General features: G+C 71.0%; 14 protein-coding genes. 9 read left to right on the top strand and 5 right to left on the bottom strand.

Going from position 1 to position 20,394, the window contains the following annotated elements; genetic code table 11:
- Positions 1–28 precede the first annotated feature (28 nt).
- Positions 29–2,272: a glycoside hydrolase family 9 protein gene (locus ABZT04_RS30620; RefSeq protein ID WP_356060225.1), complete on the bottom strand. Its 2,244-nt coding sequence runs from the start codon at positions 2,270–2,272 to the stop codon at positions 29–31.
- 326 nt (positions 2,273–2,598) lie between these two features.
- On the opposite strand from ABZT04_RS30620, the gene ABZT04_RS30615 reads away from it, so the two are divergent.
- Entirely contained in the window at positions 2,599–3,339 is a 741-nt protein-coding gene (locus ABZT04_RS30615) for an alpha/beta hydrolase (protein ID WP_356060224.1), read from the top strand.
- A gap of 48 nt (positions 3,340–3,387) precedes the next feature.
- On the opposite strand, the gene ABZT04_RS30610 is transcribed toward ABZT04_RS30615, so the two are convergent.
- The gene (locus ABZT04_RS30610; protein ID WP_356060223.1) at positions 3,388–6,486 is read right to left on the bottom strand and encodes a glycoside hydrolase family 2 TIM barrel-domain containing protein; all 3,099 of its coding nucleotides are present in this window, start codon (positions 6,484–6,486) and stop codon (positions 3,388–3,390) included.
- 256 nt (positions 6,487–6,742) lie between these two features.
- Between ABZT04_RS30610 and ABZT04_RS30605 the strand changes: the two genes are divergently transcribed.
- Entirely contained in the window at positions 6,743–9,118 is a 2,376-nt protein-coding gene (locus ABZT04_RS30605) for a SpoIIE family protein phosphatase (protein WP_356060222.1), read from the top strand.
- A 21-nt stretch (positions 9,119–9,139) separates the two neighbouring features.
- On the opposite strand, the gene ABZT04_RS30600 is transcribed toward ABZT04_RS30605, so the two are convergent.
- Positions 9,140–9,691, bottom strand: coding sequence for an RNA polymerase sigma factor (locus tag ABZT04_RS30600; RefSeq protein WP_355911171.1), 552 nt, complete (start codon positions 9,689–9,691; stop codon positions 9,140–9,142).
- Between the two features lie 46 nt (positions 9,692–9,737).
- Here ABZT04_RS30600 and ABZT04_RS30595 point away from each other — a divergent pair, with 46 nt between their 5' ends.
- From ABZT04_RS30595 to ABZT04_RS30580, 4 genes are all read left to right on the top strand, one after another.
- Positions 9,738–11,108, top strand: a complete 1,371-nt coding sequence (locus ABZT04_RS30595; protein ID WP_356060221.1) for a serine/threonine-protein kinase — start codon at positions 9,738–9,740, stop codon at positions 11,106–11,108.
- A gap of 124 nt (positions 11,109–11,232) precedes the next feature.
- A complete protein-coding gene (locus ABZT04_RS30590; protein ID WP_356060220.1) occupies positions 11,233–11,943 on the top strand; it encodes a DUF4232 domain-containing protein in 711 nt (236 codons plus the stop codon).
- A 70-nt stretch (positions 11,944–12,013) separates the two neighbouring features.
- A complete protein-coding gene (locus ABZT04_RS30585; RefSeq protein ID WP_356060266.1) occupies positions 12,014–13,264 on the top strand; it encodes an arsenic transporter in 1,251 nt (416 codons plus the stop codon).
- A 16-nt stretch (positions 13,265–13,280) separates the two neighbouring features.
- A complete protein-coding gene (locus ABZT04_RS30580; protein WP_356060219.1) occupies positions 13,281–13,775 on the top strand; it encodes a universal stress protein in 495 nt (164 codons plus the stop codon).
- Positions 13,776–13,777: 2 nt separating this feature from the next.
- Here ABZT04_RS30580 and ABZT04_RS30575 read toward each other — a convergent pair whose 3' ends face one another.
- Positions 13,778–15,580 (bottom strand): ricin-type beta-trefoil lectin domain protein, encoded by a 1,803-nt coding sequence (locus ABZT04_RS30575; protein ID WP_356060218.1) that lies wholly within the window; start codon positions 15,578–15,580, stop codon positions 13,778–13,780.
- Positions 15,581–16,156: 576 nt separating this feature from the next.
- Here ABZT04_RS30575 and ABZT04_RS30570 point away from each other — a divergent pair.
- Complete coding sequence (locus tag ABZT04_RS30570; RefSeq protein WP_356060217.1) at positions 16,157–16,876, top strand: phytanoyl-CoA dioxygenase family protein; 720 nt, start codon at positions 16,157–16,159, stop codon at positions 16,874–16,876.
- Between the two features lie 7 nt (positions 16,877–16,883).
- Here ABZT04_RS30570 and ABZT04_RS30565 read toward each other — a convergent pair whose 3' ends face one another.
- The gene (locus tag ABZT04_RS30565; protein ID WP_356060216.1) at positions 16,884–17,855 is read right to left on the bottom strand and encodes an aldo/keto reductase; all 972 of its coding nucleotides are present in this window, start codon (positions 17,853–17,855) and stop codon (positions 16,884–16,886) included.
- Positions 17,856–18,114: 259 nt separating this feature from the next.
- Here ABZT04_RS30565 and ABZT04_RS30560 point away from each other — a divergent pair, with 259 nt between their 5' ends.
- Together ABZT04_RS30560 and ABZT04_RS30555 are read left to right on the top strand one after the other, a co-directional pair.
- The gene (locus tag ABZT04_RS30560) at positions 18,115–19,083 is read left to right on the top strand and encodes an endo alpha-1,4 polygalactosaminidase (RefSeq protein ID WP_356060215.1); all 969 of its coding nucleotides are present in this window, start codon (positions 18,115–18,117) and stop codon (positions 19,081–19,083) included.
- A 10-nt stretch (positions 19,084–19,093) separates the two neighbouring features.
- Complete coding sequence (locus ABZT04_RS30555) at positions 19,094–20,389, top strand: ABC transporter substrate-binding protein (RefSeq protein ID WP_356060214.1); 1,296 nt, start codon at positions 19,094–19,096, stop codon at positions 20,387–20,389.
- The last annotated feature ends 5 nt before the right edge of the window (positions 20,390–20,394 follow it).

The raw sequence follows: 20,394 nt of genomic DNA, 5'->3' as shown, positions 1-20,394 counted from the left end.
GACCTCGGCGAATCTGCCCATCCACGGATCATCCCTGATCCGCCACGAACGAAGCCATCCACGCCAGCGCCGCGTTCCAGTTCACCGCCGTCTCGTTGGTCGACCAGGACTGGATGTCGTCGATGTAGCAGAACTGGCCGACGCAGCCGGTGAGTTTGCTCTGGGCGTACGGGTCCTGGATGGATGAGTTGGCGCCTCCGGCAAGGGTGCCCGGGGGCGGGTTGGGAAGGTTCGGGTCGAGTTCGTGGGCGTACCAACGGCTGTGTTCGTTGTGGGAGTTGGCCTCGCCGTAGCCGGTGACGTACGACATGTTGAGGGCGTTGCGGCCGAGGATGTAGTCCATGCTCTGGAGCGCGCCGTCGCGGTATTTCGTGGCGCCGGTGAGGTCGTACGCGGTGGCGATGACGTGGGCGTTGTTGAGGATCTGGCTGTTGGAGCCCCAGTCGTAGAGGTTGCCGGGCGGTGCGTACGGCATGCCGTAGGGCTGGGTGCGGAGGGTGGCCAGGTAGGTGTCCGCGGCTTCGGTCACCGAGCGGCGGATGCGGTCCCTGCCCGGCAGTCGGCTGGGGACGGTCGCGAGGTCGAGGCGGGCCGGTGCCGCCGTCCGGGCCCAGTCGAAGCCGAGGCTGCCGAAGACGTCCGCCGTGTTGAGCGGGGAGTTGACGACGTGGTCCGCGAACTGCCGTTCCCCCGTGGTGAGATACAGCTCGGCGGCCGCCCAGTAGAACTCGTCGGTCGCGTTGTCGTCGGGGTAGGCGCCACCGCCGATGCCGTCGTTCGGGTCCGGGTACACCGTGGGGTGGGCCAGCGCCGCCGCCCATGCCTTCCGTGCCGCCTTCAGCGCCTTCGCCGCGAACTCGCGGTCGTAGGGCCGGTACAGGCGGGCCGCCTGCGCCGCCGTGGCCGCAAGGTTCAGGGTCGCCTGGGTGGTCGGCGCGTGCAGCTCACGCTTCTGGGGGTCCTGGCTCGGCAGCAGCGGGAGCCCGGTCCACTGTTCGTCGTGGACCTTGTCGTGCGCCATGCCGGCCAACGGTTGCCCGTCCGGGACCTGCATCTTGAGCAGGAACTCCAGCTCCCAGCGGGCCTCGTCGAGCACGTCCGGCACCTTGTTGCCGCTCTCCGGGATGGCGAGCGTCCCGTCGCGCAGCTTGCCCGGCTGTCCGGTGCGGGCCAGCAGCGAGCGCTCGTAGGTGCTCAGCAACTCCCAGGTGGAGATACCGCCGTTGATGACGTACTTGCCGTGGTCCCCCGCGTCGTACCAGCCGCCGGTGACGTCAAGTGTGTAGTCGCACAGGCCGGGTTGGCAGGGTACGTTCGCGTCGCCCTGGTTGGGGGCGACGTTCAGGTGACCGGCCGGGCGGGCGTAGCCGGGGCGCAGGTCCTCGCGTATCGCGATGCCGCTGCGCTGTGTGTAGTAGTACTTCAGCGAGTCCAGTCTCAACCGCTCGTAGGCGGCGGTCCCGATGTCGAAGGGACGGCTCGTCTCCCCGTCCGCCACCAGCGTGAAGCCCTCGCCGCGCCCCCGGTAGGAGCCGAAGTCGATCGACTGCACGTTCTGCCCGGACGCCACGTCGGTACCGCGCGGCACGGTCCGCCCGTGCGCGACCACCGCACCCGCCGCGTTCTTCAACTGCCAGGGCAGCACGGCCGTCGAGGCGGTCACCAGCGTGGCGTTCTTCGGGCCGCCCGGCAGATAGGCGACCTGGTTCACCCGCACACGCGGGCCGGTGTCCGGCTGGTACACCTCCGGCGGCACCCCGCCGAGCAGTGACACGTCGTCCATGCAGAAGTGCCAGGCCGTGCTGGAGCCGCCGAGTTGGAAGGCGACCTGCCCCTGTGTGGTGTCGACGGGCGAAGTGAACGTGTACGCATAGGAGTTGCCCGACCCGCTCAGCTCGGGACTGATCTCGTAGTAGGTGTCGTAGGGCGACACGGACAGCCCGACGATCGCCCGCGCCACCTGCCCCTCGGGCGAACCGGACGCCGTGAAGGCGAACTTGTACGACTCGCCCTTCACCAGCGTGATGTCGTTCTGGCCGACGGCGGCGTCCCAGCGGTTGGTCGTGCCGCCCGGCACGTCCGCGCAGAGCCGCCCGTCGGACAGGCCGGCGGTGACGTTGCTGGTCGTCCACCAGGGTTCGCTGGTCGTGTCGAAGGTGCCGTTCCTGACCTGCTCGACCTCGTCGGCCCCGGCCGGGCCGGCGGGCAGGGTGGTGAGCGCGGCCGCGAGGAGAGCCGTGGCGGCGAGCAGGGTCGTTCTGCGTCGTTTCACGTCTGGACTCCTCGTGGACGTGGGGCGTGCTCCGGCGACGCACGCGATGGGAGCGCTCCCAAGTGCGGACGGTGGCCATGCTGTTCGAGACATGACATTCCGTCAACGGTCCGGACCGGACAGAGTTGCGGCGGCTTGCCGGCGCCTCCGCGAAAACCCGTTGGTGGGCCACGGCGGCCGCTGCTACCTTTCCGGAGGCCGTGCGAGAGAACGAGGAGGTGGTACCCGTGAACACAGAATCGACATGGGTGCTCTCCTCCGGGGTCACGGTCGGACGCTAGGTCGTCCGGGAGCGCCGTACAGCAGCTCTCCCGAAAGGCACGACCATGCAGTTCACTTCTGAACGGCGTATCGACGACGGCGTCCTCGAACGCGACTTCACCCTCGGCGAGATCCCCGGCACCCTGTGGACGCCCGAATCGGCGTCCGCGTCCGCACCGGTGCCGCTGATCCTCCTCGGCCACCCTCCCCTCGGGCTGCGCAGGATGTACCCCCGACTGGTGGGCCGGGCCCTGCACTCCGCGGCGGAGGGCTTCGCCACGGCCACCATCGAGCTGCCCGGAAGCGGCGACCGGCCCCGCTGGCCCGCCATCGAGCAGGCCCGCGCCGACCTGCGCCGGGCGATGGAGGCCGGCGAACCGGTCGGCGAAGACATCGTCGAAGCCCTCGTCCTCCCACTGGTCGACAAGGCTGTCCCTGAGTGGCAGGCCGCCCTGGACGCCCTCCTCGCGCTGCCCGAGATCGGCGGTCCGGTCGGATACTCGGGCGGAGTGATCTCCATCGGCATCCGGCTCGCGCTGGTCGAGCCGCGCATCGCGGCCGCCGGTCTCTTCGCCGGGAGTCTCGTGCCGCGCTCCATGTTCGAGGAGGCCCGGCAGATCACCATCCCCCTGCACGTCCTGTTGCAGTGGGACGACGAGGGCAACGACCGGCAGGCGGCCCTGGACCTGTTCGACGCCTTCGGCTCCAAGGAGAAGTCCCTGCACGCCAACATGGGCGGCCACACCGGTGTCCCGCAGTTCGCGGGTGACAGCGCGGGCCAGTTCTTCACCCGGCACCTGAAGTAGGGGGAACGTGGGAGGCACCGGCCCACGCGGACGGTGCCTCCCACCGCGCTATCCGGCCGGAGCCTCCAACTTGCCGATCCGCACCGCCCCTTGGGCCGTCCCCGGATGCGCGCTCGTCAGCGTGAGGCGTACCCGCGATCCGCGCACGGCGTCGAAGGTGATGACGGTCGGGGCGTCCGAGGCGGTGGCCCAGTCGACGGCCGTCCCCTCGGCCGGCACCCACACGCGGCCGTCCCACACCGCGACCGTCACCGCCGAGGGCAGGCTGTGCAGCGTGTCCACGGTGAACGACACCTCCACCCGGTCGAAGGACCGCGTCCTCCCCCAGTCCACCGACACCCAGTCCTTCGCACGGGCACCGCTGAAGGCGGGCAGCAGGGCCGTGGCCGACTTGGCGAAGGCGTTGGACCAGCCGGTGGCCGGTTCGCCGTCCAGCATGGCGGCCGGGAGCGTGTCGGGGCGACCCGAGTAACTGGCGTCGGCGTAGGGGTAGTTCGGCGGCGCCGGGTGGTCGGCCGCGAAGTGCGGCGCCGGGGTCCCGGCCGCCGAACGGGCCGGGGTCGTCCGCACGGTCACCGTGCCGGTCCGCAGCCCCGCCGCCCGCGCCGTCACCTTCAGCGCACCCGCCTCCGTACCGGACCGTACGATCGCAAGTGCCTTGCCGTGGAAGGCGGTGCGGGTGCCGGCCTGATAGCGCTCGGCGCTCTCCTCCCGCCCGTTGTCCAGCCCGGCCAGGGACCCGCCCTTCACCTCGAAGGCGAGCAGATGCTCGGCGTCGGGCACCACCACACCATGGGCGTCGACCACGTCCGCGGTCACGAACACCAGTGAACGCCCGTCCGCGGCAAGGGAGTCGCGGTCGGCCGTGAGGCGCACGGCGTGTGCGGCCCCCGCCGTGCGCAGCACGTCCGTCGCCACCTGCTTGCCGCCGCTGCGCGCGACCGCCTTCAACTCACCCGGCTTGTACGGCACTTGCCAGGTCAGGTGGAGTTTGCCCGCGCTGCCGTTAGGACTGGTGTAACTGCCCGGGTAGGGGCCGGTGGTGAAGGTCTTGTCGTCGCCGGTGGCCTCGGTGGTCTCCAGGTAGGTGCGGCCGTCGATGGTCTTCTTGGTGTCGAACGTCCGTGTGCCCAGGGACTTTCCGTTGAGGAACAGCTCGACGGTGTCCACGTTGGCGTAGGCCCAGACCTCGACGGTGTGCCCCGGCTCGTGGTTCCAGCTCATCGGCACCAGATGGACCATGGGTTCGTCGACCCACTGGCTGCGGAAGAGGTGGTACATGTCCTTCGGGAAGCCGGCCGTGTCGACCGCGCCGAAGAAGGACGCCTTGACCGGGAAGACGTCGTAGGGCGTGGGCTCGCCGATGTAGTCGATGCCCGACCACAGGAACTGTCCCGCGAACCACTTCCGGTCCCGGTCCTTCTTGTGTCCGTACTCGCCGCTCATCGTCCAGGAGGCGAGGTTGTTGTCGTACGAAGAGGTGTCCCGTCTGCCCGGGGTGTAATTCTCGCCGGTGTTGAGATGCTCCGGTTCCTGGTAGGCGCCGCGCGTGGAGGTCTCCGAGGAGGACTCCGACTCGAAGAGGAACAGGTTCGGATAGGCCGCGTGCAGGGCGTCGACCGACTTGGCGGTGTTGTAGTTGAGGCCGAGTCCGTCGAGCTTGGCGAGCATCAGGTCGGCGGCGGAGCCCTTGGCGGGTACGCCGTGGTACTTGTTCGACCCGATGACGACCGGACGGGTGTCGTCCGCCGCCTTGATCGCGCCGATGATGCGGTCGGCCATGGCGAGTCCGGCGGTGGAGGTGGAGTCGGGGATCTCGTTGCCGATGGACCACAGCACCACGGCGGGCGAGTTGCGGGCGGCGAGGACCATCTCGGTGGCGTCCCGTTCGCACCAGTCGTCGAAGAAGCGGTGGTAGTCGTAGGTCGTCTTGCCGGTGTGCCAGCAGTCGAAGGCCTCGACCATCATCACGATGCCCAACTCCTCGCAGGCCTGGACGATCTGCGGCGAGGGCGGGTTGTGGGAGGTGCGGAAGGCGTTGACACCCATCGACTTCATGATGCTCAACTGCCTGCGTACGGCGTCGATGCTGATCGCGGAGCCCAGGGCGCCCTGGTCGTGGTGGAGGTCGACGCCCTTGATCTTGGTGGGGGTGCCGTTGAGGGAGAAGCCCTCGTCCGGGTCGAAGCGGTAGGTGCGGATGCCGAACGTGGTGCGGTGGGTGTCGACGGTCCGGCCGGCCACGCGCAGTTCGGTCTCCAGGGTGTAGCGGTGGCCGGGGCTGCCGATGTCCCACAACTTCGGCTGGGGGACGGTGAGTTCATGGATCTCGGTGGCGCGGTCGGCGACGGTGACGGTGGTGGTGGCGCGGGCCGCCGTCCGGCCGCCGGGGTCGACGACCCGCGATCGGACCTCTACCTCGCTCGGGGCGCCTGACTCGTTCAGCACGGACGTCCGCACACGGACGACGGCCCGCTGCGCGGTGATGTCCGGGGTCGTGATGTAGGTGCCCCAGCGCTCGACGTGGACCGGGTCGGTGATCACCAGCCGGGCCTCGCGGTAGATCCCGCTGCCCGAGTACCAGCGGCTGCTGGGGAGCTGGTTCTGGACCTTCACCGCGATGACGTTCTCCGTACTGCCGTCGGTGTGCACCAGGTCGGTGAGGTCGAGGGCGAAGCCGGTGTAGCCGTAGGGGTGGCGGCCCACCTCGGTGCCGTTGCAGTGGACGTGGGAGTCCATGTAGACGCCGTCGAACTCCACCGAGATCCGCTTGCCCGCGAAGGCGGGCGGCAGGGTGAAGGCGATGCGGTACCAGCCGAGGCCGCCGGGGAAGAACCCGGTGCCGCTGGTCGTTCCGTAGGCCGTCGTGGGGGTCTGTTCGATGCTCCAGTCGTGCGGGACCGCGACCTGGCGCCAGGCCGAGTCGTCGTAGTCCGGTGCGGCGGCGTCCGCGTAGGCGCCGGTCGGGTCGGTGATCCCGCCGGGGTCGACCAGCGCGAAGCGCCAGCCGTCCCGGAGCGCGACCGTGTGGCGGCCGGCCGTGCCCGCCGCGGTCCCGGCGGCGCGTGCGGCCGGGGCGGCCAGGAGTGATGCGGCCGTCGGCGCGGCCGTAGAGGCGATCAAAACCGATCTGCGAGTGACCGTCATGGCGGCTCTCCCTCATCAGGGCCCAGAAGTACTCACAACTGATCGTGACCGAACAGATTCTGACGGAGTGCCACACCGGGCCGTCAAGAGTGCGGCGGAGGACGGCCGTCCCGCGCGGTACTTCGACCGGATTTCACCCTTGACCACCACTGCCCCCGGCTCTGGGGGTTTTCGTCCGCGCGGGACCGTGACGCACTAGGCTGGAACACAAGTGACGTGTTTGTTCACTGTGAGTGTGCGCGATGGAGTGGCGACGATGAGACCGGTGTACCCGTTCGACGATGCCGCGACGGCGCGGGCTGTCATCGACGACGCCGGCACTCTGTTGGAGTGGAACGAAGGGGCACGGCGGCTCCTCGGCCACACCGCCGACGAGGTCGTGGGCCGACCGGCCGTGCGGTTGCTGGCCGACGGCGCCGAGGAGCTGCCGGACATCGCGGGCGCCCGCTGCGACGGCACCGTCACCTTGCGCCACCGCGACGGCGGCACCATGTCCGTGTGGCTGCTGGCCCACCGCCAGCATCCCCTGGAGGGCGGCCCGGGCCGATGGCTCGTCGTGACGCCTCTGGAGGGCGGCGGCCCGGACTCCGAGGAGGACCCCCTCGCCACCGCGGCGCTGACCCAGTCGCCGTGTGCCATCGCGGTCTACGACGAGCGGCTGCGGCTGAGCCGGGTCAATGACGCGATGGGCGACGTGATCGGCCTGCCCGAGGAACGCATCCGGGGCCTGCGGGTCACCGAGATCGGCGGCAAGACGCAGAGCGAGCTGCTGGAGCAGTACATGCTCCAGGTGTTGGCCGCGGGCACCGCCCAGGACTTCCAGATCTACATGCGCACCGGCGGCGAGGACGCCGCGCACGCCTGGCTCGCCCGGATGGCGCCGCTCACCGACGCCGAGGGCCGGGTGCGGGGCGTGTGTCTGGCCGCGCACGACTTCACCGAGAACTACCTGGCGCGCGAGCGGCTGCAGATCGTGAACGAGGCGAGCGTGCGCATCGGCACCACCCTCGACGTCACCCGTACGGCCCAGGAGCTGGCGGATGTCTGTGTGCCGGCGCTGGCCGACTTCGTCAGCATCGACCTGCTGGACCCGCAGGAGCACGGCGGCGAGCTGCCGACGGCCATCACCGCGCCGGTCAGACTGCGCCGGACCGCCCACCGGTCGTGGCAGCAGGGCAACCCCGAGGCCGTCGTCAAACCCGGCCAGTTCGAGCTGTACCCCGAGCAGTCCCCGCAGGCCGATGCGCTGGTCGCGGGCCGCCCCCTCGTCGCCTCGGGCCGGGACCTCGAGCTCTGGCTCGCCTGGGACCGCGCCCGGACCAAGCGGGTCCACGAGTACGGCATCCACTCCTCGATGGCCGTACCGATCCAGGCACGCGGTGTCACCCTCGGCGTGGCGGTCCTCACCCGGTACCGGCGCATCGACCCGTTCACCGACGACGACGTCCTGCTGGCCGAGGAGGTCACGGGCCGCGCCGCCGTCTGTATCGACAACGCCCGCCGCTTCTCCCGCGAACGCGAGACGGCGCTCGCCCTCCAGCGCAGCCTGCTCCCCCGCAAACTGCCGCGCACCGCCGCCCTGGACGCGTCCTCGCGCTATCTGCCGGCGGCCCGCGCCGGGGTCGGCGGCGACTGGTTCGACGTGATCCCGCTGTCCGGGATGCGGGTCGCCATGGTCGTCGGGGACGTCGTGGGCCACGGCATCCAGGCCTCCGCCACCATGGGCCGGCTGCGCACCGCCGTCCGCACTCTCGCCGACATCGACCTGGCCCCCGACGAGTTGCTGACCCACCTCGACGACCTGGTCGTCCGGCTCTCCGCGGAGGCCGGCAACGACGGCAGCCCGGGGGAGGTCGGCGCGACCTGTCTGTACGCGGTGTACGACCCGGTGTCCCGGCGCTGCACGCTGGCCCGGGCCGGACATCCGCCGCCGATCATGCTCCGGCCGGGCGGGCCGCCCGAGCATGTCGACCTGCCCGCGGGACCGCCGCTGGGCCTGGGCGGACTGCCCTTCGAGTCGGCCGAGCTGGAGCTGTCCGAGGGCACCGTGCTCGCGCTGTACACCGACGGGCTGGTCGAGAACCGCGAGCGGGACCTCGACGACAGCCACCGGCTGCTGTTCGACGCCCTGTACGCGCCCTCGGACTCGCTGGACGAGCGCTGCGACCGGATCCTGCACGCCGTGCTCCCGCCGGGCGGCGCGGCCGACGACGTGGCCCTCCTCCTGGCCCGCACCCAGGGGCTGCCGCCCGAACAGGTCGCGACCTGGGACATCCCCGCCGACCCCTCGCTCGTCGCCCCGATCCGCAAGCAGGTCGTCGAGCAGCTCGACACCTGGAACCTCAGCGAGGCCGGCTTCACCGCCGAGCTGGTGGTGAGCGAGCTGGTCACCAACGCCATCCGGTACGGCGCCCGCCCCATCCGGCTGCGGCTGATCCATGACGAGGAGACGCTGATCTGCGAGGTGTCCGACACCAACCACACGGCGCCGCACCTGCGCCGCGCCAAGACCTGGGACGAGGGCGGGCGCGGACTGCTGCTGGTCGCCCAGCTCACCCAGCGCTGGGGCACCCGGCACACGGCCGACGGCAAGACGATCTGGGCCGAGCTGTCCCTCTTCGACCAGGAGTGATTCGACCAGGACCGAGCCGGGTCAGGAGGCGTCGGTCAGCCAGGGCCTGACCTGGCGGCGGGCCTCGTGCAGCCGTGACTTGAGCGTGCCGAGGGGGATGCCGATCCGCTCGGCGACGTCGGCGTATTCGAGCTGGCAGATGTCCCGGTAGACCAGCGGCGCGACCAGGTGCGGATGCTCCCGCTCAAGGCGCTCCAGCGCCTCAAGCAGGTCGATCTTCGACCCGGCGATGACACTCGTGGTGCGCGGGTCGACCTGCTGCGTCACGTCGATCACCGCGGGCTGCTCGGCGGCCCGCCGCTTCAGCTCGCGGTACTTCTGCCGGGAGCCGTTGGCGACGACCGTGTACAGCCAGGTGCTGAACAGGCTGCGGCCCTCGAACGTGCCGATCTTCCGGGCGACTTGCAGCAGGACGTCCTGCGCCGCCTCCTCGGCGTCCTCACGGCACGGCAGGAACCGCGCGCACCGCCGTACGACCTCCGGCTGGATCACCCGCAGCAGCGTGTCCAGGGCGGCCGGGTCACCCGCCGCCGCGAGTCGGGCCAGGTCCTCGGTCGGCGCCGTTTCGCGCACGGGCTCCACTCCTCCGCCTCGATCTACGAGCAGGCATGATAGTCCCATGCACTCCGTCGAACAGATCGGCCGCTACCGCCTCGAACGCCGCCTCGGCAGCGGCGCGTTCGGCACGGTCTGGCTCGCGCACGACGACGAGCTCGAAGCACCGGTCGCGGTGAAGGTCCTCGCCGAGAACTGGGCGCACCGTCTCGATGTCCGGGAGCGCTTCCTGTCCGAGGCCCGGCTGCTGCGCAGGGCCGGTTCGAACCGGGTGGTGCAGGTCTACGACATCGGTGAGCTGCCCGACGGACGGCCGTACTTCGTGATGGAGTACGCCGACGCCGGTACCCTCGCCGACGTCCTCGCCGCGGGTCCGCTGCCCGTCCCCGAGGCGCTGCGGCTGACCGCGCTGGCCGCCCGGGGCGCCGCCGCGCTGCACGAGGCGGGGATCGTGCACCGGGACATCAAGCCGAGCAACGTGCTGCTGCGCACCGCCCCGGACGGCACCGGCCGGGTCCTGCTCGCCGACCTGGGCCTGGCCAAGAGCCTGGCGCACGCCTCGGGCCTCACCCTGGCCGCGGGGTCGGCGGGCTACCAGCCGCCGGAGCAGGCGCAGGCCGGCTCGGGCATCGACGAGCGCGCCGACGTGTACAGCCTGGGCGCGGTCGGCTACGAGCTGGTCACCGGCACTGTTCCGGGGGCGCCCGGTCAGGTCGTACGGCCGGACCGGCTGCGACCGGACGTGCCCCCGGAGGTCCAGCGGGCCCTGCTGCGCGCGCTGGAGCCGGCCCGGGAGCGGCGCTGGCCGACGGCACGCGCGTTCGCGGAGGAGCTGGAGCGGCTGGCCGCCGAGCTCACGGTGCGGAAGCCGCGCAGCCGGCACCGGGGCGTCGCGCTGATGACGGGTCTGTTCGTCGTCGTGGCCGCCGGGACAGCCGTCGCGGTGCTCAACCTGCCGTCGTCGTCCGGGAGTTCGGACCTGCGGGTGAAGGACAGCACCGGGCGCGTGGTGGCCGAGGTGCCCGCCGCCTGGGGCCGTCAGTTGCGCGACTCGGGCTGGGATCCGCACGCGATCGGGCTGACGGCCGGGCACGAGCCGGGGCTGGCGGTCGCCGACGACCTCGCGAAGTGGCCGGACCTCTCGGCGGACGTGAATGGCGTCTTCATCGGCCTCAGCGAGCACGGCAGCGTGACGCCCAAGGTGGACGGCATCGGCCACTCCGGCTGCCACTACGACGGCAGCCACGCCTACTCGAGTGCGAGCTGGCGCGGCACGATCCGCACCTGGAGCGACTGCTCGGGCGGCACGGGCACCCTGTCGGAGACCGCGCTCCGCATGGTCGGCGGCGCGGCGCAGCCCCAGGTCTACGTACAGATACGGCAGCACAGCGGTGACGCGACCGCGCGCATACTCCGCTCGCTCCGGGTCACCTGATCACCGTCGGAATCACCGCCGGAAAAAAATCCCATGATCCCGCGAACCTTTCGGCGCGCACGCGCATCCGACCTCTGTGACGGCGCGCGAGGCGCTGTGAGGTGAACTTCCAGGAGTGTCGAAGATGGTCAACACGTCTCAGTCCCTGCGCCGGGCGGCCCTGCTCGTGAGCGCGGTCGCTGTCCTGGGCCTGACGACCGCCTGCGGCAACGGCAGCGGTACGGTGAGCAGCCCGCAGACCGAGTCGGGTACGGCGGCGCCCGCGGGCGGCGACGCCTCGGCCGACGGGTCCAGCGCGCCGGTCGCCTCGTCGAGCGGCAGCGACACCGCCACCGGGTCCGACTCGACTTCGACCTCGTCCGGTTCCTCCACGTCCTCGTCGGCAAGTTCCGGTGGCGGCGTCACCACCATCAGCAGCCGGTGCCACACCTCCGAGCTGAAGGCGAAGGTGGGCGGCAACGACCCGGGCGCCGGGCAGGAGAACTTCCCGATCGTGCTCACCAACACCTCCGGCCGTACCTGCACGGTGCGCGGCTTTCCCGGCGCCGCGTTCGTGAACGCCTCGGGCACCCAGTTGGGCCCGGACCCCCAGCGCGAGTCGGGCAGCACCGCCACCACTGTCACGCTGAAGCCGGGGCAGAGCGCCTGGGCGGGCCTGACCTTCTCCAACCCGGAGATCAGCGGCGCGAAGACGGCCACCCCCACCACGCTGGTGGTGACCCCGCCCGACGAGAAGGACCCGCTGAAGGTGGCGTGGACGGCGGGCGCGGTGCCCGTGTCGGGCAACTCGTCCTCGGTGCGCCTGTCGGTGTTCAGCGCGGGCACGGGCGCCTGACCGCGGACGTGTCTGCACGGCCTGGTTTCATGGGGCGGGCACCACTGATCGCGCCCCGGAGGACCGTCCCCTGAACACCCCGCTCGCCGAGACACTGTCCGTCGTCCTGCTCGTCGCCGTCCTCGTGTGGGCCGTCGTCCGGCCCTTCGGGTGGCCGGAGGCGGTGATGGCGGTCCCGGCCGCCGGGATCGCCGTGGCCACCGGGGCGATCTCGCTCGACCACGCGCGGGCGGAGGCCGAGCAACTCGGACCGGTGGTCGGCTTTCTGGCCGCAGTGCTGGTGCTCGCCCATTTCTGCGATGTGGAGGGGCTGTTCAGGGCCTGCGGGGCGTGGATGGCCCAGTGGGCGAAGGGCAGCCCGGGACGGCTGCTGACGGCGGTGTTCGCGCTCGCCTCGGCGATCACCGCGGTGCTCAGTCTGGACGCCACCATCGTGCTGCTGACGCCGGTCGTGTTCGCGACGGCGTCCCGGATGGGGGTCAGGCCCAAGCCGCACATCTACGCCTGCACGCATCTGTCGAACACGGCCTCGCTGCTGCTGCCGGTCTCCAACCTGACGAACCTCCTCGCCTTCGCCGCGAGCGGTCTGAGCTTCACCCGCTTCGCCGGGCTGATGGCGTTGCCCTGGCTGGTCGCGATCGGCGCCGAGTACCTGGTGTTCCGGAAGTTCTTCGCCCGTGACCTCGCGGCCGCGGCGCCTCAGCCTGCCTCCGGGGACACGCCCGGGGTGCCGGTGTTCGCGTTGGCGACCGTCGCCTGCACCCTCGCGGGGTTCGTGCTGACCTCGGCGGTCGGCATCGATCCGGCGTGGGCCGCGCTCGCCGGCGCGCTCGTCATGGCCGGCCGGGGTCTCCTACGGCGGCAGGCGACCCCGCTGACGATCGTGCGGGCCGCCGCGCCCTCCTTCCTGGCGTTCGTGCTGGCGCTCGGGATCGTGGTGCGGGCCGTGGTGGACAACGGGCTCTCGGACGCGCTCGCTCACGTGCTGCCCGGCGGGACCGGCATCGCGGCCCTGCTCGGGATCGCCGCCCTGGCCGCCGTACTGGCCAATGTCATCAACAACCTGCCGGCCGTGCTGGTCCTGCTGCCGCTGACCGCGCAGTCCGGGCCCGGTGCCGTGCTCGCCGTGCTGCTCGGGGTGAACATCGGGCCGAACCTGACCTACGCCGGTTCGCTCGCGACGCTGCTGTGGCGGCGGATCGTGCATCAGCACGAACACGGCGTGGATCTCAAGGAGTTCACGAAGCTGGGGCTGCTCGCCGTGCCGTCGGCGCTCGTCCCTGCCGTGCTGGCACTGTGGGTGTCGCTCCAGGTTCTCTGACCCCGAGGGAGGCCGAATGCGTGTGATCGCCTGGCTGGTCGAGGGCACATGGCCCGCCTGTGTGGACGCCGTCCGCACGCATGCGCCGGAGGATTCCGAGGTGGTGCTGCTGCATGTCAGCGGGCCGGACGTGCCCGGTCTCGCGCACGGGGCCTTCGCCGGGCTGCTCGGCCGGGGCGCTCCGGGACGTGATCCCGGGACCCGCCTCGAGGATCTGGGCAGTACGTCGGCGGCGGATCTGCTCGCCGCTGCCGCCGACCGGCTGGGGCGGCCGTGCACCGCGATGGAGCGGGCCGGGCGGGTCGAGCGTGAGGTGGTGGCCGCCGCCGAGGACGCCGATCTGCTGGTGCTGGCCCGCGACGGCGACCGTGCCCGGCTGGGTCCGCACAGTCTCGGGCCCGCCGTACGGTTCGCCGTCGATCACGCGCCCTGTCCGGTGCTGCTGGTGTGGCCGGAGGCGGCGCCGGGCATCGCCACGCTGCCACCGCCTCCGCCGCACCGCCCGCACTGAGGTCAGCGGCCGTGCCCGCTGCCGCCGTAGCCGCCCCCGTACCCGCCGCCTCCGCCCCAGCCGCCCTGGCCGTTGCCCGAGCAGTAGGACGGGTAGTAGTCGCAGTAGTCGAGCGTCGGGGCGGACGTCGTCGGTGTGGACTGCGGGGTCGATGCCGTCGGTGTCGGGGTGGGTGTGGCCGTCGGCGTGGGTGATGCCGTCGGGGCGGCCTTCTTGGTCGTGGGAGTCGGTGACCCGGTGGTGTCGGTGTCCCAGTTGACGACCTGCATCTGCGGGTCGGCCTTCGAGGTGTCGAAGACCCAGCGCTGGGCCGAGCCGTCCGCCCGGGTCTTCAGGACGAGCGCGCCGCCGCCGTCGGTGGAGGCGGGGGTCAGGGCCAGGTCCTGGTTCCAGCGCGGTACGAGGATGCCCTGGAGGGTGAAGTCGTAGCGGATGTTCTTGGCCGTCGACGAGGACGCGCCGGTGCAGGGGGCGAGCTGTACCTCGAAGGCGAGGTGCGAGTCGAGGCACAGACCGGGGTCGGCCGTGCTGCGCAACTGTCCGTCGGTCTCGTACGACCACTGCTGGCCGGCCGCCGAGGAGCACGTCTGCAGTGCGGCCTCGGCGCCATCGAGGGGCTTGTTGCCGACGATGCCGATGCAGAGGCCGGACTCGACGTTGTGCAGACGGCCGCTGAGCGTGCCCTGGGTGGTGTCGTTCTTGCCGACCCAGGAGGGGTTGGCGGATTCCTTGCCGGTGCCGGAGGCACCGGCGGCCTGGTTCCCGGTCGTGGTCTTCGCGTCGTCGGAACCGCCGTGGGCCCACAGGACGAGCGGAAGGACGACGAGTCCGCTCACGGTCAGCACGGCCACGGCGAGGTTGCGGCGGCGGACGCGGCGGGCCGCCTTGTGGGCCGATCTGAGTTCGCCGCGGCGCGGTCCGGACCGCACGGCCAGGTCGGTCGAGGCGGTCGACATCTCGGCGGGCAGGTTGCGGCTGCCGGCCCTGACCTCCAGGTAGGCCCGTGCGCCCCAGCCGAGCACGCCTTCGGCCAGTGCCACGCCGAGTCCGGCGTTGAACTGGTTGAGCTGGTCGGCGGTGTGCCGGCAGTGCTTGCAGACCGTGAGGTGCATGGCGAGGTCCGGGTCGACCTCCGCGCCACCGCGCCGGAAGGTCACGTCCAGCAGCCGGATGTAGAGCTGGCACTCGTCGTCGTGGGCGAGTTCGCGATGGACCTGGAGGCACTCCTCACGCAACCGCGTGACGGCGCGCCCGAGTTCGATGCGGGCGCCCTCTTCGTCCAGGCCGACCAGTCCGGCGGCTATGGAGACCGGCTCGGACTCGACCTCGAGGTGCCAGAGCAGGGTGCGCGCCGTCTGAGGCAAGCGCTGGAACGCCCGGGAGAGCAGCCGCCGTTCGGGCACCGGCAGCAGCCGGGCCGCGACCCGGCCACCGTCACCGGACGGTGAGCGCAGATCGGGGTGGAGCATTTCCTGCCGGTGGTCGGTGTCCCATTCGGCGGCGATACGGCGCACGGTGACCAGCACCTGGGGCCGCCAGGCCGCGCTCGGTCCGGACTGCCGCAGGGATTCTCCGAAGAGCCGGGTGAAAGCGGCCGTGGTGAGCATTCCGGCGTGGTGCGGTCCGTCGGTGCACAGCCCCGCATAGGCGAAGGCCGCTTCCCAGTGCCGGTCCAGCAGTTCGCCGACGGGTTGCAGCGCTGGTGTCGTCCCCGTCCACTTCTTCAGCTCGGCGCTGAGCTGTTCGTCGGTCACTTCGAAGTGGTGAGCGGAAGTCGGGGAATTCGAGGGACCTGAGTCCGTCACGGCTGCATTCCTCCAGGTGAAACGCGGGATTTAGTCCATACCAATGGGTATGCGGCCGTGCCGACGAGCCGACAGGGCATGCCCGTCCGATGTACGGCATCTCTAACGTCCGCCTGGGGCAGCTCTTTTGAAGCAAGGGGGGTGGCGTACGGGAGCGGCCTCGTGCGCGCAGAGGGGAATCATGTATATGCCTGCGCACCGACAGGCACACCTTTGCACAGGTCAGCGAGACGGAACAAGGTCTCCCACGGTTTTGTGGTTTACGTTCCGACCCCCGCCAATTGACGATTCGTCAATCAGGTCCGTTATGGGATTGACTCCGTATCCGCACCGGAAATCCAGAAACCATTGGCCGGAGACCGCCCGAAGCACCGGCCGGCCGGGCCGGGACACCGCCCTTCCCGCCGTCTTCCCAGGTCATGTTCGAGCAAATGACACCGTTGCCGGGCGGGACGGTGCCATAGCAGGAGTTGACAACTTCATGACCTCGCCGATGACGGAGTTGGCGCGCAACCAATAGGCGAGTGCCCCGACTCCTGAGACGGTGGTCGTGACACCACGTCGAGGAGGTCGCGCATGTCAGCCACGAACATCGGCGCGTTCGAGGAGGCCGGCTTCACCGTCGCACGCGGACTGTTCGGACACGACGAAATCGAGCGGCTGCGCGCGGAGTTCGCGGCCATGCACGCGTCCGGTCCGGTGCCCGGGCACTTCGAACCGCGCACCTCGGGCGATCCGCTGCGGACCCACCCGAGGGTGATGCACCCGCACGAAATCAACCCTCTCGCCCTGCGCTTCCTCCTGGACCCGCGGCTGCGGAGCGTCCTGGAGACCCTGTTGGGCGAGGCGGTGCTGGCCGCGCAGAGCATGTTCTACTTCAAGCCACCGGGGGCGCGCGGCCAGGCGCTGCACCAGGACAACTTCTATCTGCGGGCCGAGCCGGGCACCTGTGTGGCCGCATGGAGGGATGGGCTGTTCTGTCCGGAGGAGGCGGATGCCGGGGTGTCCTTCGCGCGCGAGTACGTGCCACCGCCGCCCGGACTCTCGGCCGTGCCGGTCGACATGGCGCCCGGGGACGTCCTGTTCTTCAACGGCAGCCTGGTGCACGGCTCGCAGCCCAACCGCAGCGCGGTCCGCTTCCGCCGGTCGTTCATCGGGCACTACGTGGGCCGCTCGGCCGAGCGCGTGGGGAGGTTCTACCGCACGATCTCGATGAGCGGCGAGCGGGTGGCGCTGGCGGAGAGCGCCGGGGCGGGGCCGTGCGGCACGGAGTTCGCCCCGCACGGCCCGCATTGACGGTCCGTCAGGAGTGGCCGCTGATCGCGTGCGGTGTGTAGGGCTGCTCCAGTTCCGCCAACTCCTTGTCGCTCAGCTCCAGTTCGACGGCGGCGACCGCGTCCTCGATGTGCTGGGGCTTGCCCGCGCCGACGATCGGTGCGGCCACCGTGCTCTGGTGCAGCAGCCAGGCGAGGCCGACCTGGGCGCGCGGGACGCCTCGGTCGCCGGCTATGCGGGTGACCGCTTCGACGATGCCGCGGTCGCCCTCCTGGTAGAGGCGGCTGCCGAAGTTGTCGTTGCTGCTGCGCTCGGTGGTGGTGCCCCAGTCCCGGGTGAGGCGCCCGCGCGCCAGCGGGCTCCAGGGCAGCACGCCGACGCCCTGGTCAGCGCAGAGCGGCAGCATCTCGCGCTCCTCCTCGCGGTAGAGGAGGTTGTAGTGGTTCTGCATGGACACGAACTTGGTCCAGCCGTGCCGCTCGGCGATGTGCTGGTGCTTGGCGAACTGCCACGCGTACATCGAACTCGCCCCGATGTAGCGGACCTTGCCCGCCTTGACGAGGTCGTGCAGCGCCTCCATCGTCTCCTCGATGGGGGTGTGCGGGTCGTAGCGGTGGATCTGGTAGAGGTCGACGTAGTCGGTGCCGAGGCGGCTGAGGCTGAGGTCGATCTCGGACAGGATCGCCTTGCGGGAGAGTCCGGCGCCGTTGGGTCCTGGGCGGGTCCGGCCGTGCACCTTCGTGGCGAGGACGACCTCGTCGCGGCGGGCGAAGTCGCGCAGCGCCCTGCCGGTGATCTCCTCGCTGGTGCCGTCGGAGTAGACATTGGCCGTGTCGAAGAAGTTGATCCCGGCCTCCAGCGCCTGCCGGATCAGCGGGCGGGACGCCTCCTCGTCGAGGGTCCACTCGTGGACGCCGCGGTCCGGGAGGCCGTAGGTCATGCAGCCCAGACAGATCCGCGAGACGTCCAGGCCCGTCGAACCGAGCTTCACGTACTGCATCGTTGCTGCTCCTGCCTTCGGATTCGGTACCAGTGGGGAGCGTACGACTTGAAGAGTGCTCCATGTCACGCGTGCGGCAGGCGCCCTTGACGGGTGGGGTCGGGGGCGCTTTGATCCTGGACGTGCCCGCGCGTGCGGCGCGGTACACAGAGGTGCGCCCAGCCGGTAGCGGACAGGTTCCAAGCCCGGCCACAGTCGCCAGGACCGCGACGCCATCCGGTCCGAGGCGGGGTCGTACCCGCGATTGATGGAGCCGGACATGCCCGCCAAGGGTGTCTCCCGCGTCGGAGGTCTCGGGACGGCCGCGGTCCTGAGCACCGCCGTCGTGGTCACATCGGTACTGGTCTCGTGCGGAACCTCGACCGGCGGCGCAACGCCGGAACGACCCTCGCGGCCGGTGTCGGAGGCCCCGTCGCGCTCGGCGCCGACCGGCACGTCGCCACCGAGCCCGTCCCGCTCCACGCCGGAGAGCCCGTCGGATTCAGCGCCTGCGAGCCCGTCGGCTTCGACGACCGAAAGGGTCCAACTACCGCCCAGGCAGGCCGACTTCGACTACCAGATCGGCGGCGCCTATCCCCCGCCGCCCGGCGTCCGGATCGTCAGCCGCGACCGTACGGCGTCGCCCGCGCCCGGCCTCTACAACATCTGCTACGTCAACGCCTTCCAGGCCCAGCCCGACGAGCGCGCCTCCTGGCCCGCCGACCTGCTGCTGCGCGACGCGCAGGGCAACGTGGTCGTCGACGAGGACTGGGGCGAGGCGCTGCTCGACATCGGTACGGCGGCGAAGCGGGAGCGGATCGCGGCCCGGGTCGAGCGGTGGATCGACGGCTGCGCGGCGAAGGGCTTCGACGCCGTCGAGCCGGACAACTACGACAGCTACACCCGCTCCCACCACCTCCTGACGGCGAACGACGCGACCGCCTTCATCACCCTCCTCTCCCGCCACGCGCACGTCCGTCACCTCGCCATCGCCCAGAAGAACACGGTGGAGCTGGCCGGGATCAGGAAGCGGACCGGGCTCGACTTCGCGGTGGCGGAGGAGTGCGCGGAGTACGACGAGTGCGGGGAGTACGCCAAGGCCTTCGACGACCGGGTCATCGTCATCGAGTACTCCGACTCCGGTCTGCGCAAGGCCCGTTCGGACTTCGGGAACAGACTCAGCATCGTGCGCCGGGATGTCGACGTGTCGACGCCCGGCAGCGCCGACTACGTCCGCAAGGTGCGGTGAGGAGGTCGCCATGACGAAGGGAATGTCGCGCCGCGGGGTGCTGCTCGGGGCCGCGGCGATCGGTGCCGCGAGTGGGTGTGCGGGCGGTGCCTCGGACGGGGTCGGCGCGGACGGCCGGGTGATCGTGGAGCTGTGGCACGGGCAGTCCGACACGGGCCGCAAGGCCGTGGAGGCGCTGGTCTCCGAGTTCAACCGGACCCATCCGAGGATCCGCGTGGACGCGGGCGGGGGTGGGGTGTTGGCCGACGCGATGCTCCAGAAGGTGACCGCCGCGCTCGCCGCCGGCTCCTACCCGGACATCGCCTACATCTTCGGCTCGGACCTGGCGAGCGTGGCGCGCAGCCCGCGTGTCGTCGATCTGACGTCCGCTATGCGGGAGGGTCCGACGCCCTGGGACTCGTTCTGGAAGCCGGTGCGCGACGCGGTCACCGTCAACGGGCGGGTGCGCGCCGCGCCCGCCGTGCTCGACTCGCTGGCCGTCGTCTACAACAGGAAGCTGTTCCGGGAGGCGGGGCTCGACTACCCGAAGCCCGGCTGGAGTTGGCTGCAATTCACCGACGCCGCACGGCAGTTGACCGACCACGACCGGGGCGTCTTCGGCACCGGATGGCCGGCCGTCGGCGACGAAGACACGGTGTGGCGGCTGTGGCCGATGCTGTGGGATCTGGGCGGCGAGGTCGTCGCGCCGGACGGCAAGCACATCGGTTTCGCCGACCAGGGCGTCCAGGCCCTGCGGACGGTCGCCCAACTCGGCCGCGACAAGAGCGTGTACCTGGACACCAAGCCCGGCAGCGAGCAGCTCTACCAGGTGTTCCTCAACGGCCGGATGGCCATGGTCGCCACCGGCCCCTGGGAACTCCCCGACATCGTCACCGCGAAGGTCGACTACGGGGTCGTGCCCCTGCCGACGTACAGCGGGCGGGCGGTGACCATCTCCGGGCCCGACACCTGGACGGTCTTCGACAACGGTTCGGCGCGGTCCCGTGCCGCCGTGCAGTTCGTCCAGTGGCTCAACGAGCCTGCCCATGACGTCCGTTGGGACATCTCGGCCGGCGGCCTGCCGCTGAGCACGGGGACCGCCGCGCGGCCGGAATGGCGGGAGCACAGTGCCTCTACCGTCGGCCTCGACGTCTTCACCGACACCCTCCGCTCGGCCCGCGTCCGGCCCGTGCATGCCGCGTATCCGCAGATCTCGCAGGCGTTGGGCGAGGCGATCGTCTCGGTGCTGCTCGGCCGGGACTCTCCCGAGAAGGCGCTCCGTACCTGCGCCGAGAAGGCCGACGCGGCCCTGCTGATCCCCAGGTGACCTTC

The organism is Streptomyces sp. NPDC005492, assembly GCF_040605995.1.
In the GTDB taxonomy this organism is placed as follows: domain Bacteria; phylum Actinomycetota; class Actinomycetes; order Streptomycetales; family Streptomycetaceae; genus Streptomyces.
The sequence above is the reverse complement of the archived record's forward strand: the minus strand, read 5'-3'. Positions and strand labels throughout refer to the sequence as shown.